The 14,676-nt window shown below is 32.3% G+C and carries 14 protein-coding genes; 4 read left to right on the forward strand and 10 right to left on the reverse strand.

Annotated elements, in window-relative coordinates; genetic code table 11:
- Positions 1 to 31: 31 nt before the first annotated feature.
- Entirely contained in the window at positions 32 to 916 is an 885-nt protein-coding gene (locus tag WFZ85_RS10245; protein ID WP_342696205.1) for a succinate dehydrogenase cytochrome b subunit, read from the reverse strand.
- Positions 917 to 1,082: 166 nt separating this feature from the next.
- Positions 1,083 to 1,934, reverse strand: a complete 852-nt coding sequence (locus WFZ85_RS10250; RefSeq protein ID WP_342696206.1) for a ChaN family lipoprotein — start codon at positions 1,932 to 1,934, stop codon at positions 1,083 to 1,085.
- A gap of 121 nt (positions 1,935 to 2,055) precedes the next feature.
- On the opposite strand from WFZ85_RS10250, the gene WFZ85_RS10255 reads away from it, so the two are divergent.
- From WFZ85_RS10255 to WFZ85_RS10265, 3 genes are all read left to right on the forward strand, one after another.
- Complete coding sequence (locus WFZ85_RS10255) at positions 2,056 to 3,348, forward strand: aminopeptidase P family protein (RefSeq protein WP_342696207.1); 1,293 nt, start codon at positions 2,056 to 2,058, stop codon at positions 3,346 to 3,348.
- 198 nt (positions 3,349 to 3,546) lie between these two features.
- On the forward strand, positions 3,547 to 4,653 hold the full coding sequence (locus WFZ85_RS10260; protein ID WP_342696208.1) for a hypothetical protein: 1,107 nt from the start codon (positions 3,547 to 3,549) through the stop codon (positions 4,651 to 4,653).
- Positions 4,654 to 4,665: 12 nt separating this feature from the next.
- Positions 4,666 to 6,027, forward strand: coding sequence for an NYN domain-containing protein (locus tag WFZ85_RS10265; protein WP_342696209.1), 1,362 nt, complete (start codon positions 4,666 to 4,668; stop codon positions 6,025 to 6,027).
- A 72-nt stretch (positions 6,028 to 6,099) separates the two neighbouring features.
- Here WFZ85_RS10265 and WFZ85_RS10270 read toward each other — a convergent pair whose 3' ends face one another.
- The 3 genes from WFZ85_RS10270 to WFZ85_RS10280 form a co-directional block, all read right to left on the reverse strand.
- The gene (locus tag WFZ85_RS10270; protein ID WP_342696210.1) at positions 6,100 to 6,492 is read right to left on the reverse strand and encodes a DUF1398 domain-containing protein; all 393 of its coding nucleotides are present in this window, start codon (positions 6,490 to 6,492) and stop codon (positions 6,100 to 6,102) included.
- A gap of 39 nt (positions 6,493 to 6,531) precedes the next feature.
- Positions 6,532 to 6,882 (reverse strand): hypothetical protein, encoded by a 351-nt coding sequence (locus WFZ85_RS10275; RefSeq protein ID WP_342696211.1) that lies wholly within the window; start codon positions 6,880 to 6,882, stop codon positions 6,532 to 6,534.
- Between the two features lie 231 nt (positions 6,883 to 7,113).
- Positions 7,114 to 7,263, reverse strand: coding sequence for a hypothetical protein (locus WFZ85_RS10280; protein ID WP_342696212.1), 150 nt, complete (start codon positions 7,261 to 7,263; stop codon positions 7,114 to 7,116).
- A gap of 96 nt (positions 7,264 to 7,359) precedes the next feature.
- Here WFZ85_RS10280 and WFZ85_RS10285 point away from each other — a divergent pair, with 96 nt between their 5' ends.
- Positions 7,360 to 8,142 (forward strand): alpha/beta fold hydrolase, encoded by a 783-nt coding sequence (locus WFZ85_RS10285; RefSeq protein WP_342696213.1) that lies wholly within the window; start codon positions 7,360 to 7,362, stop codon positions 8,140 to 8,142.
- Here the strand turns inward: WFZ85_RS10285 and WFZ85_RS10290 are convergent.
- The 5 genes from WFZ85_RS10290 to kbl all read right to left on the reverse strand — a co-directional run bounded on the left by WFZ85_RS10290 (position 8,139) and on the right by kbl (position 14,653).
- Positions 8,139 to 8,810 (reverse strand): ATP-binding cassette domain-containing protein, encoded by a 672-nt coding sequence (locus tag WFZ85_RS10290; protein WP_342696214.1) that lies wholly within the window; start codon positions 8,808 to 8,810, stop codon positions 8,139 to 8,141. The genes WFZ85_RS10285 and WFZ85_RS10290 overlap by 4 nt on opposite strands.
- On the reverse strand, positions 8,786 to 9,106 hold the full coding sequence (locus tag WFZ85_RS10295) for a hypothetical protein (protein ID WP_342696215.1): 321 nt from the start codon (positions 9,104 to 9,106) through the stop codon (positions 8,786 to 8,788). Before WFZ85_RS10295 ends, WFZ85_RS10290 begins: the two co-directional genes overlap by 25 nt.
- A gap of 53 nt (positions 9,107 to 9,159) precedes the next feature.
- Complete coding sequence (locus WFZ85_RS10300) at positions 9,160 to 11,913, reverse strand: PD-(D/E)XK nuclease family protein (protein WP_342696216.1); 2,754 nt, start codon at positions 11,911 to 11,913, stop codon at positions 9,160 to 9,162.
- A 64-nt stretch (positions 11,914 to 11,977) separates the two neighbouring features.
- Positions 11,978 to 13,372 (reverse strand): OmpA family protein, encoded by a 1,395-nt coding sequence (locus WFZ85_RS10305; protein WP_342696217.1) that lies wholly within the window; start codon positions 13,370 to 13,372, stop codon positions 11,978 to 11,980.
- 90 nt (positions 13,373 to 13,462) lie between these two features.
- On the reverse strand, positions 13,463 to 14,653 hold the full coding sequence (kbl, locus tag WFZ85_RS10310; protein WP_342696218.1) for a glycine C-acetyltransferase: 1,191 nt from the start codon (positions 14,651 to 14,653) through the stop codon (positions 13,463 to 13,465).
- Between the last annotated feature and the right edge of the window lie 23 nt (positions 14,654 to 14,676).

Raw genomic sequence — 14,676 nt, forward strand, 5'->3', positions numbered from 1 at the left:
TATATTGTTTTTCACTAGTGTGTGAGAATAATTATTTTAATAAAAAATGAATATAAAGCGGAATGATTGCAAATAAAATTGGAACTACGATTGCAAATACTTTTCCAAACAATTTAATTTTTGGCATCCAAGAAGAGTTATTTAAACCCATAGATTGAAACGCGCTTTGAAAACCATGTAATAAATGAAATCCTAAAACTGCCATGGCTAAAACGTATAAAATAGTGAAAACCAAACCTTCATTTGGTATAACATTAAATAACTTTCCTTTACTTTTAAAGAAATCAATAGTCAATTTATATAAATCTTTATAACCTTCTCCTACTTTAACTTTAGCTTGAGCATTGTAAAAATCGGTTCTGTCTTCTATGTAATTTGGAATATTGCTTTTTAAAGCTTCTTCTCTTGTTTTAGCTACTTGTGCAGTAGGCATATAACTGCCATTTGTAAGAACATAAAGGTCTTGTTTTTGACCCATTACTTCAACAGATATGGTGTGTAAAGGCATGTTTTTATCGAAATGCATTTTGGCCCAAAAATTAACCATGTGTGTAACAATAAAAACTAAAATTAAAGTCCCCAAAATAGCCATGTTTCTCGATGCGAAACTGCTATTAGCACCCGGACTATTTTTGGCATAACCCACAGGTCTGGCCTTTATATTTTGATAAGTTAAAAGAAAACCATCTATGGCATGAAACAAGATAGAAATGTAAGTTAAGTAAGAAAGTAACTTAACTGCTGGATTTGATGTCATAAACAATGCATATTTATTAAAGTTTAACGCATTATCAGGAACTAATAATTGCAAGTTTCCAGCAAGATGTCCAGCCAAAAATAAGCATAGAAATAAGCCTGTAAGAGCCATCCAATATTTTTTTGCAATTGATGACTTTAAGAGTGCAGATTTTGCCATAAGTTGAATAATTAATTTAAAAAGACGTACAAAAATAGTCTTAATTGCAAATAACTACAACCTTTTCGAACTAATTTATAATCATTTTAAAATGAGTTTAACATTTGTTGATTTACAATTACTTATACTATTGATTTTAATATAAATCGTTAAACAAAATCAGTAATTAATAGGTTTTAATTACATCTTCATCAATAACTAATATGAAATCGGCTTTGTTGAATTGCTCTTTTTCTAATTTTAAAATACTTTTTTGTTCCACAGTGGCAATGGTAAGAATAGCAATGTTTGGCAATGATTTTTTCAAATACCAATTGATTCCTTCATAATTATCCGAATGATAAGTGCCGTTAAAGTGAATGAAAACCGAATTGGGTTGCAAATTTTTAGAAATAAAATGAGCCATCGTAGCGTCTTTAATCGCTTGTGCTTTTGGCATTTTATCGCCCGCATGTCCGCCTTGCATGGTCATCATGTTTTTGTAGCCAGGAAGATTAAGGTCAAATTCAATAGGCAAAGGCGCTATCCATGATTTTTCTTCTGCCGATAAATTCTGTAGCTCTTCTAATCCTTTTTTAAACACCATAGATGCATATCGTCTTGGAATATTCGTAGCGATGAATGGCAATTTGTTTTCTTTGGCAAAATCAACTAGCGGTTTGTAATCTGTGACATAATTTGACCACAATCGAGCAGTGGAGTCTAATTGTTTTTGATTGATTTCGCCTTTAAGATATTGATCCAATTGTTTTTGATTATCGGCTTCAATCATTTCGGCACCAAGAACTAGTCGTTTTTTTGCTGCTAAATCTTTGGTTAATTCCAATTGAAGCCAATGAACAACGGAGTTATTATGATATTCGCCAAAAAGGACTACTTCTGATTTTTCGGCACTTTTTAAAAGCTTTGCATAGGTTGTTTTCTTTCCGTTTTTATCAAACAGTTGGTAAGGCAATTTGTCTTGAGCCAATAAACTATAACAAATAAAAAATACAATGAATGGTAATACTTTTTTCATATGGTGAATTTTGTCTAAAATTATTCATTAATAATTGAATAAAAAAATGTGACTAAAAAAGATTAATTTTGATAAATATAATTTCTAATCGTCTAACAATCTAATTATCCAATAATCTAAAATGAAATACCATCAAATAGACCGTCAATTATTTATAAAAAACAGAGCGAAATTCACGGCACAAATGAAACCAAACAGTGTAGCCGTTTTTAATTCGAATGATATTTATCCCGTTTCAGCCGATTCTACTTTGCCATTTGCACAACATCGTGATATTTTTTATTTAAGTGGAGTAGATCAAGAAGAAAGTATATTGTTGCTTTTTCCTGATGCGCCTTACGAACATTTAAAGGAAATTTTATTCCAAAAAGAAACCAACGAACATATTGCCATTTGGGAAGGTGAGAAGTTGACAAAAGAAAGAGCATTTGAAGTTTCTGGAGTTAAATCGGTGATTTGGTTGCAAGATTTTCATAAGACTTTAAAAGAAATCATGGCGTATGCCGAAACGATTTACATCAACACCAACGAACATTATCGTGCCTCGATTGAAACCGAAACCCGTGAAGCACGTTTTGTAAAATGGTGGAAGTCAACTTATCCTGCGCACAAAGTAGAAAAGTCAAATCCTATTTTGCAACGTCTGCGGTCGATAAAAGAAAGCGAAGAAATTGACTTAATTCAAAAAGCCTGTGATATTACCGAGAAAGGGTATCGCAGAGTGCTAAATTTTGTAAAACCAAACGTAATGGAATATGAAATCGAAGCCGAATTTGCCCACGAATTCCTTAGAAATCGTTCCAAAGGTTTTGCTTACACGCCAATTATTGCTTCGGGAAACAATGCCAATGTGTTGCATTATATTGAAAACAACCAACAATGCAAAGCCGGCGATTTGATTTTGCTTGACGTTGGTGCCGAATATGCCAATTACTCCAGTGATATGACACGAATGGTTCCAGTTTCTGGACGTTTTTCGGAGAGACAAAAAGAAGTGTACAACGCGGTTTTACGTGTAAAAAACGAAGCGACTAAAATGTTGGTTCCTGGAACTTTGTGGAAACAATATCATGTTGAAGTTGGTAAAATCATGACTTCGGAATTGTTAGGTTTAGGATTAATCGATAAAGCCGATGTGCAAAACGAAAATCCCGATTGGCCAGCCTACAAAAAATATTTCATGCACGGCACGTCGCATCATTTAGGTTTGGATACACACGATTACGGATTATTACACGAACCCATGCAAGCCAATATGGTGTTTACGGTTGAACCAGGAATTTACATTCCGGCAGAAGGTTTCGGAATTCGAATTGAAGACGATATGGTCATTCAAGAAAAAGGCGAAGCGTTCAACTTGATGCGCAATATTCCTATTGAAGTGGAGGAAATTGAGAGTTTGATGAATTCGTAATTTAGCATCACGAAAAAAAACCACAAAATAAAAAAAGCGAATCGAATTGTACGGTTCGCTTTTTTTATACCTTAATATATACTAAAATAAGACTTTACTCTTTTTTATGATATAAAATAAAGTTTTTTGTGATACTAATAGTATTACAAAATTTAGTATTTTCACATTTCAATTTGTAGTAATTAATTTTTTGATATTATGCAATTAATTGTTCATTATACAATGTCTACTCCTGCTTCTCATTTAATTTTTAATCAAGGAAGAAGAATGCTCTATTGTCTTGACGAAGAAATGTATATTTCTGGTGTAGGATATTCTTATCATTATTTTTTAGACGAGGCAAAAGACAGAACTTTTGAGTTCAAGTTAAAGTTCATGATTGATCAGGCTGATGAACATGGAAAAGCAGCCTACCAAAAGGTTTATGAAGAATATAAGTTTTTTTTAAAATCAAAAAACAAAGATTCTAAATGGATCATACAAACCAATATTCTCAAAAGAGATTTTGAAAAACTATATGATTTGACTATAAAAGATGTTGGTTCTAAATTACAAATTACTCATGGCACTTCGACTTTTAGAGAATTACATGATTGTAAAAAAGTTGTCTTCTATGGCGTTGATGATCCAAATATTGTTGGCAAAAGAGACACAATAATACCTTTGGAAGAAATCCTTTCTCTCAAAATTGCTGATGAAGATGATATTCCAATACTTTTTTTAGGAAATGAAGATTATGAAGGTAAGCAACTTTTTGATACAGAAATAAAAGACATCTTAGCAAAAGACCATACAAAAGGATACTTAGTCGATGTTTTTCAATTCCCATATTTACAAGATGTTCAAGCTGCTCAATTGAAAGCAATTACTTTTGAGTTATCAAAAGAAATTGAACCCATAAAAGAAGATCTAAAAAAATGGGCAACATTAGCTTTAAAAAGTTCAAATCCAAAAGAAGCGCAACAATTTTTTATTAAAAATTTAGTGCCAATTATTGAAAATAAACGAAGAACAGTATTCCAAATCAATGCGGCAAAAGACGTTTGCTCAAGACATTACCCTAATTTTACTTTTCATCTTCAATTTGGGGAATTACCCATTGATAAAATATGGGAATACTACAAAACATATAAGCACGTTACTGAAGAAGAGTTCGAAAAACTTTTAAAATTAAAAGAACAAAATCCAACTAAATTCACCCGAAGATGGCCAGTCGTTTTCTTTAAAACAGATAATAAGGCAATTTATTATAAACAGGAAATACAAGATGAACAGCCAAAAACGCGAAAAACATTAGACATTTAAAATTAATAAGGTATGAAAACGCAAAATCTTAATTATGTTGATGCTACTTTTGAAAACATTAACCAGAAAATCGAAATTCAAAATATCATTGATTTTTGTCAAATGATTGAAAGACATCACATCAAAGAAGTTTTTGTGATTAAAAATCTTAATTGTTTCGCTATTGCCTATCAAAACTTTCTTTTGACCTTAGCTAAAAATGGTTATGACGACTTAAATGACTATCGAAATGCGCAACTGAACGGGTTTTCAAACGCCGATGATTTTTATGAAGCCAAAATGCTCAATATAACTACTTTTCAAAATTTTGAAATAATGAAAGCCTGTGGTATAGAAGACCAAGAAACCTTTGTCGCTATCCAAAAACAAAACTATCTTGAAGGTTTTAAAATGTGGACACAGTATAAACTAGACCACAATATAGAACAACCCATTTGTAGAAACCCTTACGAATTATACACTTTTGCCAAAGAAAATCATTTCGAAAACTTTGAACAATTTTTCAGCGCTTTTCAAAATGGATTTACTAATCTTTTAGAAAAAAATGTTGCCAATGAAAAAGGATTTCAAACAGCCGATGACTATCATAATGCCCAAAAAGCTGGTTTCACTCGCTACAAAGAATATAAAGAAGCCATAGACCAAGGCATTGACTCCTTTGACGAATATGAAAAAAAGAAAGACCTCGAATTTGGCGAAGAACAATCCATTCATGACCAAAAACTGCTGCTTCTTATCTTAAATAAAATCGATCAAGGAAAAAAAGTAAGTCTCAATAAAATAAAACAACTCTTGGAAGAAGAAATTAAAACGTTTCATAAATCTGACGGAAATCTTCCTCATTGGTTTACCATTTCATTAAAAGAAGACCAAGATTTTGCAACCTTTCTACTCAAAAATGAAAAAGCAGTTAAACTTGGCGATTATGATGCGGATGGCGAATTCTATGAAATAAAAGCGCTAAACGAAAGAAGTGTTTTAATAGACGGAAGCAACGTAGCCCATAACAGTAATGGAAATAATAAGAGCAACGCTAAATTGTCTAACCTAATCACTATGGTTAAATTCTTAAAGAAAAAAGGATTTATTGACATCGTTATCGTTGCCGATGCCTCACTGCGACATAAAGTAATCGACAAAGAAAACTTCGAAAAACTCGAACAAGAAGCTACTTATTTTGTTGCACCTGCTGAAACCACAGCCGATACGTTTCTATTATCTATGGTAAAATCAAAACACTCCTTGCTAGTAAGCAATGACACTTTTAGAGAATATAAAATAATAGATCCATGGCTTGCTGCCAACATAGATTACTTCAAACTCACTTTTCTAATAACTGACGACGGCGTAGTAATGCCCGAACTCGAGAAATAAAAACAAAAACGGCACAAAAGTTCTTTCTTCTGTGCCGTTTAGTTTCTTTTTTGAGCCTTTTGTGTTTAAAAATTAAGCCGTCGGAATTGTTTCTACAACCATTTCATTCCCTGCTTTGTCATAATAACTACAAGTCATTTTATCCATAACAACAATCCATTTTTCAACGCCAGATTTTGCACAATCGTTCAAAAAAGTCATGTAAGCGGTTTTGCCTTGTTGGTGTGCTTTTAAGTCAGCTTTAAATTGTTCGATGTTGCTTTTATCGGCACTAGTTAACGGTTCAAGAAAACCTTCTGATGAGGTTTTAAAATTATCTTTTCCATAATAATTCGTGTGATTATCAAATACAAAAGTTTCAAATGAAACAACCCCAAGCGCCATTATATCTTGTATGTATTTTGGAAAATCGGCACCGCTTTTTACTTTAGAATGGGCCTCATGTATTTGTTGAATTGTGAACATGATTACATTTTTTTAACGGTTGAAATTTAACTTTTTTTCTCAACTTCTAATCTTCATCAACACTTCGTTTTGTATCCTCAACACTTTATTTTCCTCTTGCAACTGCGCAATAAGTGCGTCTTTTTCAGCATTGAGCTTGTCTGTTTTAGGTTGGTTTTTTGTAAACTCAATAGGAAGATGGTCAGCAATATCGCTAAAGAAATTGTGCTTTAAAGCATAGCAAAAATCAATCAAAACAGCTGTCTGCAAGCTCCGACTTTCAGTGTATTTATAGACCGAAAGTCCGTTGCGGTTTATGGCTTCACCAACAACCTTGAAGGAAAGTCTTTTCTCTCTAATTTTTCTAAGGATTATGCTGCCCGTACCGATGTTGTTTAAACTTATTTTCATCTGAAAGTAATTTAATTAGTAAAATAGTATACTAAAGATATAAAATTATTTATTAAAAACAATGTTTTATATATAAATAATGCTTAGTATGAAGTTAATAGCCTTAAAAGATATATTACTAACTTCTAGAATGATATTATTAATTTAGTATATTATATTAATAGTATATATAATGATATTAATAATGTTCTGTAATATACTATTAATATATAAAATAATATTAATAATATGCTATGTCATATTAATAATATCATACGTGATATTTATAACATCATATTTGATACTAATAACTTCAAAATCGTTACTAATAGTATCAAATTGCTTCTTGATAAACTGTTTTTTGTGTTGTTGAATTGGTTTTTTGATGAAATTTTGTGCCAAATGGGTTTTATTTGACCCAACTTCAATTAAATAGGCAACATTCTATTTAGAATTTCATTGCTAAATACTACTTTTGAAGTGCTAATTTTCCTCAAATTGAAAACCACCATTTACAAAAACACTAAAATTACTTTTACTGACCAAGGCAAAGGAACTGCCGTTGTTTTGCTACACGGCTTTTTGGAAAATCAAGCGATGTGGAAAGCCTTTGTTCCTGAACTTTCTAAAAAATATCGCGTTATAACCATTGATTTACTGGGTCATGGCGAAACGGAATGCTTGGGTTATGTGCATACTATGGAAGATCAAGCCGATATGGTTCATCACGTTTTACACGAATTAAAAATCAGAAAAGCAGTTTTGGCTGGGCATTCCATGGGCGGTTATATTGCTTTGGCTTTCGCCGAATTGTATCCCGATACTATGAAAGGATTGTTTTTGTTGAACTCGACTTCACTTGCCGACAGCGATGAGCGAAAAATAAATCGCGATCGAGCTATTGTTGCCGTAAAACAGAATTACACTAGTTTCGTTCGAATGAGTATTACCAATTTATTTAGCGAAGCCAACCGAGAAAAATTAGCCGAACTAATAGAACAAGTAAAAATGGAGGCATTAAAAACACCTTTGCAAGGAATTGTTGCCGCTTTAGAAGGCATGAAAATCCGAAAAGACCGTGAAGTAATTTTGCATTTTGCGCCTTATCCGATGCAATTGGTTTTAGGTAAAAAAGATGGCGTTCTCAATTATGATGATAACCTAAGTCAAATTGAAAATACCAAAGTAGAACTTACCACTTTTCCTGATGGACACATGTCGCATATTGAAAATCAAGAGGAATTGTTGAAGGTTTTTTTGCGTTTTTTGAAAAGGGTTTAAATTACTTCTTTACTTAAATATCCTTTTTCTACTAGTTCCATTTTATCCTTTATTTGAATAGTTTTTCCATCCTTCATTAGTATTAATCTTGAAGAAATTTTAATAATATTTTCATAATTATGGTCCGTAATTATGATCCCTTTTTTACTTGAATTTTCAGTAATCAATTGATTAATGTTCTCAATCATAATAGGAGATAATCCATTATAGGGTTCATCGAGTAAAACAAACTTAGAAGAATTTGATAAAATTAATTTAATTTCTAAATAACGTAATTCACCTCCAGAAAGTTGTTGTATTTTTTTATCTTTTAATGAATTTATGAAATCATCTTGATAGAAATCAGCAACTTTATCTTTATCAATTGATAATTGTATAGCTCTTTTTACAGAAAATGAACTTGGAATAAAATTCTCTTGTGATAGATAACTAATTTCGTTGAGAGAATCGTTAGTGTTAAAAATCACTTTACCATCAACTCTAATGAATTTGTTATCAGCAGATAATATTCCAAAAACTATTTTTAATAAAGTTGATTTTCCAGAACCATTTCTTCCTAGTAATCCAATTATTTCGCCTGTTTCACATTTCAAATAGACATCTGTAAGCACAGGTTTAGTGTTGAAATATTTTTGAACACTATCTATTTCAATAAAATGCTTTGCCAAAAGATGTTTGATATTAAGTTGATGATTATGACAATTAAAATCAAAAAAAGGAAATTTGCTACATAGGAAAATAGCAATAGATTAACTTTTGAAATTCCATTATTATAATAAAATAGGTAGTCATTTTTTTGTTTCACTTCTTTGATTAATAATGCTGCAAAGAACCCAAAAGTTAGAAAAATAGTTTTAAAAAAAGAAATACCACCAAAAATTAATGGTAATATGCTTATTGCAATATTAATTGGTAAAGTACTTTTGTAAAATGCAATAATGTTGTAAATTTTCCTTTCATTCATTTTATAAAGAAATGAAATTGTAGCTTAACTGATTGATAAAAACATGTTAAAAATTAAATTTTCTCCTCAAAAGCTACATCAACATTCAAAATCTCTTGCAACAAAATCACTATTTCCTCCAAATAATTCTCCATAATTTCAGGTGAAATAACGTCAAAGCTTTCTTTTTCGGGTTTAAAATTAAAGGGTAAAAATCCAGATTTTAAATTTTTAAACGAAATAATTCCGGCTTCTATTTCCATTCCTTTTGCTTCTTCTTCATACATGAATGCATACGCTAGAATTTGAATGATTTTGTCGTTTTTGATGTCTTCCGTTAAACCATTCCAGTCTTTTAGCGTAACACTTTTTTGTTCCACTTTACCCGTTTTGTAATCGATAATTCGAATTCTTCCGTTTCTTTTTTCAATTCGATCTACATTCCCAGCAATGGTTACAGCAAAAGGTAATTTTGGATGTTCAAGCGTTCGTGACAATGGTTTTTCTAAAGCAATTAACTGAATTTCGTCACCGTTTTGAATAGCTTCTAACTCCATTTTTAAGAAATTCAACACATTTCGTTTGGCAACTTCAAAGGCTAGAAGATTTCTTCCTTTTTTGATTTCGCCTTCTTTGTAAACCAATTTGAATTGCTTCAATACTTCATCATCAATATTTTTGATGCAAATTTTTATATCGTTTTCAATTAGAATTTTTCCAATAAAAGGTTTGTATAATTCTTCCAAAGCACCGTGAATGATTGTTCCAAGTGTATTGACTGCAATGTTTTCTTCAACTTCATCTATTTCAGAAATTCGTAAAATTCGCTGAAAATAAAACTGTATCGGATTTCGAATATAGGTTGTCAATGCCGATGGTGAAAATCCTTTTTCAGCTATTGCTTTCAGTCTATTGATGACGCTTTCGGTTTTTTTGATGACAATCGGTTCATAAGCAATATTGGGAACATTTGGATTATAAAAATCAAAAGTCAACTGGTGTTTTGGTCGTTTTTCAACTTCTAGTTGTGTAATGAAGCGACTTTTTTCGCCTGCATCAAATCCTTCGCTATCTGAATTGTAAATCAAATAAACATTTTTTGCACGTTGTAATAAATGATAAAAATGATAGGTGTAAATCGCATCTTTTTCTTTGAAAGTAGGCAAACCATATTCACGTTTCACATCATAAGGAATAAACGAATTGGTACTTTTTCCTGCTGGAAATTTACCTTCATTAACCGATGTAATTATGACAGTTTCAAAATCGAGCACACGACTTTCCAAAACACCCATAATTTGCAATCCATTTAAAGGTTCGCCTTCAAATGACACTTCAGCCAAATCGATAATTTGTTTGTAAATGGCGTGTAGTGTTTGGATATCATCAATTTTTTTATGTTCGCTGAAATAGGAAATCATTTTGTTGATGATTTTGAAAATGGAAAAAACAAACGCATTGGTTACTTTTTCTTCTTCATTGTCATAACTCAAATTCGCTTTTACTTTTAGTAAAATTTGGGATAAATTTTCTAAAACCATAACAGAATTGGTATCCCATTTTTGAAATAATAAGTTGAAAAGTTCGTTTTCAATTGGGTAAAGTTCTTCTAATTTTTTATGGGTAATAAACGTAAAATTGTTCCTATTGATGGTCGAAACTAGTTCGTCGACTTTAAGGTAAGGCTCAATTAACGGATTAGTCAAAACATCGAGCACATCTTTGTAATACATCACATAACTGGAGGCGTTTCGAGCTAAACTTGTGGTATGTAATTTAAATAGTTTGGCAATCAACAACTGTGCAGGATTGTTTTTGCTAGTAAAACCCATCGTAATGTTCAACGCATCGATTTCGGAAGGAAGCGAATGCAAAATGGGTAACAAGAGATTTTCTTCACCAAGAACTAAAGCAACATTTTGAAGATTAGAATTGTTATTGTCAATGTGTTTTTTTATAATATCACCAGCAATTTTCGCTTGTCCGATCGATTTTGAAGTTCCAATGACTTGGATATTTTTTTCCATTGAATACTCATCAGAAATCCATTCATAAGGATTGGTTTTGTAGTAATTCCAACTTGATTTAAAGCGTCTTTGAAATAAACCAGCATCATGAAACGTGTCGTGAAGTAGTGTTTCGTCAATATCCCAATAAATTTTGGCTTTGCCCAAAGCTAGCAAATGCTGAATAATCTTTTCTTCGGCTTGATTGAGTGCATTAAAACCAGCGAAAATAAAGTGGTTAGAATTTTTTTCAGAAAAATGATTGAGATTTTCAACTGCTTCTCGATAAATTAATCCTTGATAACCAATTCCTTTATTTGACAAATAGTTGTAAAGTGAATGGTAATATTCGGGTAATTTTTTCCAAAAAATAAGATAATTGTCAATCAGTTCAGTTCTTCTATTGATGTCAACCGACCAATGTTCGATTTCTTTGATGTTTTCAAGATATTTCAAAATTTTATCAGGTTCGAGTAAATACCTATCGATTTCATTAAAATCTTGTAAAAGTGTTTTCGCCCAATTGGCAAAAGTTTCAAAAGGGTCTTGATTTTTTTCCGTGATAGAAAGATAAACTTCATAAAATTCAAATAATACTTCCACCGAGTCAATACTCCGAATTCCGGCAATGTCTTGAATGAATTCTTCAATGCTGATGATTTCTGGAGCAAAAATATTGGTTGAAACTAGTTTTTTTAATTCATCTAGTAAAAATACTTTGGCTCTTTTATTGGGTAAAACAATAACTAGTTCAGATAAATTATCAGAACTATTTTTTAGAATTTCTTTAGCTAGTTGATGAAGAAAGGTTTGATGCGACATGTTATAAAAATAAAAAAACGCTCCGAATTTCAGAGCGTTTTTCTAGAAAATATTTTGGAAGAAATTATTTTACTAATTTCACTTCAACTCTTCTGTTGTTAGCTTTACCAGCTTTAGTATTGTTTGTGTCAATTGGTCTTGTTTCACCAAAACCTAGTGCAGATAATCTAAATTGGTCAATTCCTTGTTCAATCAAATATGATTTTACAGCGTTGGCTCTTGCATCAGATAGTCTTTGATTGAAATCATCTTTACCATCGCTGTCAGTGTGTCCTTCAATAGCGAATTTAGCGCTTGGATACTCTTTCAGGATAGCTGCAATAGCTTGTAAAACTGGATAAGTTTGTTGTTGGAAACTATCTTTATTAGAGTCAAATAAAATTGTTTTAGCGTAATCATTTAACCTTTTGATCGCTTCTTCAGTTACTTCTGGACAACCGTTATTAGCAACTGTACCAGCAACATCTGGACATTTATCATCTTTATCTAAAACTTTATCACCATCTCTATCTGGCCAAGGACAACCGCCATTTTCTTTTGGACCTTTAACATCTACACATTTGTCATTTTTATCTTGTGTTCCGTCTCCGTCAGTATCAGGACAACCGTTAAATTCTTTCAATCCTTTTACGTCAACACAAGCGTCAACATTGTCAGCAATTCCGTCACCGTCAGTATCTGGACAACCGTTATATTCAGCTGGACCAGCAACTTCTGGACAAGTATCTTTACTGTCTTCAATGCCATCTCCATCAGTATCAGGACAACCATTGAATTGTTTTAAACCTGCCACTTCTGGGCAAGCATCGTCTTTATCATAGATACCGTCATTGTCTTTATCGCTTCCACCAAATTTAAATGTTAATCCAGCAAAATGCTGCATATGTGATGGCATGTCAAGTCTTGAGTCTTCAAAAGATTGTTTATAAGTTGCACGGTAAGATAAACCTAGGAATTCGTTGAACCAGTAAGTCAATCCTAAACCTCCATTTAAAGTTCCAGCACTGATATCATCTCCAATCCAATTGTAACCTCCACCAATGTGAACCGATGGGTCAATTTTCTTAGATTTGATTAAGCTCATGAAACTGTAGTTAACTACAGCATCGACTGCGTAGTATTCTAAATCACCAGGATTTACAACAGTAAAATCTTCATTATTGACTCTTGGATTTACGAACCTTGTAATTTTATTAAAAGATCCTGTTAGTCCAAATGAAAAATTATCACCGACATATCTTGAAACATTCACGAAAGACAATGATGGAACTACGTTCCAATTGTCATTAAAATTAAAAAATTCCGAAAATTGATTTTCTAAACTCGATGCAGCACTAACTCTTGTGTCTACTGCGTTAACCCCAAAGGAAATTGCCCAAGGGTTGTTACTATCTTGAGCTTGTGAGCTGAAGCCAGCCAACATTAACATAGCAACTAATAATTTGTTAAGATGTTTCATACTTGATTTGATTAGTTTATATACATTTATTAACTGCAAAAGTAATACGAATAACCGTAATATCAAAATATTTTGTTAATTTAAACCGAATTAAATGATTTTCAGGTCTTTCCCAACCTTTGTGAAAGCACTAATTGCCATATCCAAATGCTCTTTTGTATGAGCCGCAGAAAGTTGAACTCTTATTCTAGCTTTGTCCTTTGGAACCACAGGAAAGAAGAAACCTATTACGTAAATTCCATTTTTTAATAATTCATCTGCCATTATTTGTGATAATTTGGCATCGTATAACATTACTGGAACAATTGCAGAATCGCCATCAATGATGTCAAAACCTGCTTTTTTCATCCCTTCTTTGAAGTAATTGGTATTCCATTCTAGTTTGTCACGAAGTGATGTGTCTTTTTCTAATAATTCAAAAACTTTGATTGAAGCACCAACGATGGCTGGAGCTAGTGAATTAGAAAATAAATAGGGTCGCGAACGCTGACGCAAAATTTCGATAATTTCTTTTTTGGCTGTAGTATATCCGCCCATGGCACCACCAAGTGCTTTTCCTAATGTTCCAGTGATAATGTCAACTCTTCCCATTACGTTTTTGGCTTCCAAAGTTCCTTTTCCTGTGGCACCAATAAATCCTGCAGCGTGACATTCGTCAACCATAACTAAGGCATCATATTTATCTGCTAAATCACAAATTTTATCCAACGGCGCAACCAAACCATCCATTGAAAAAACACCATCGGTTACGATAAGTTTAAAACGATGTCCAGCTTCAACAGCTTTCTTTAATTGATTTTCCAAATCTTCCATGTCGTTGTTTGCATAGCGATAGCGTGCCGCTTTACACAAACGAACGCCATCAATAATAGAAGCATGGTTTAGTGAATCAGAAATTATGCAATCTTCTTCTCCTAATAACGGTTCAAAAACGCCACCATTAGCATCAAATGCTGCTGCGTAAAGAATGGTATCTTCTGTTCCATAGAAATCAGCGATTTTTTGTTCCAAAGTTTTGTGAATGTCTTGCGTTCCACAAATGAATCGCACCGACGACATTCCGAAACCGTGTGAGTCCAAAGTGTCTTTGGCAGCTTGAACTACTTCAGGATGCGATGATAATCCTAAATAATTATTGGCACAAAAGTTTAAAACCGTTTCACCATTTACCATAATTTCTGCACCTTGTGGCGAAGTGATAATGCGTTCTTTTTTGAAAATACCATTATCTTCAATGGTTTTTAATTCGTTTTGTAGGTGTTGTTGAATTTTTCCGTACATATTTTTGTTTGTAGTTTAGTTTT

The organism is Flavobacterium aureirubrum (genome assembly GCF_038739835.1).
Taxonomy (GTDB): domain Bacteria; phylum Bacteroidota; class Bacteroidia; order Flavobacteriales; family Flavobacteriaceae; genus Flavobacterium; species Flavobacterium aureirubrum.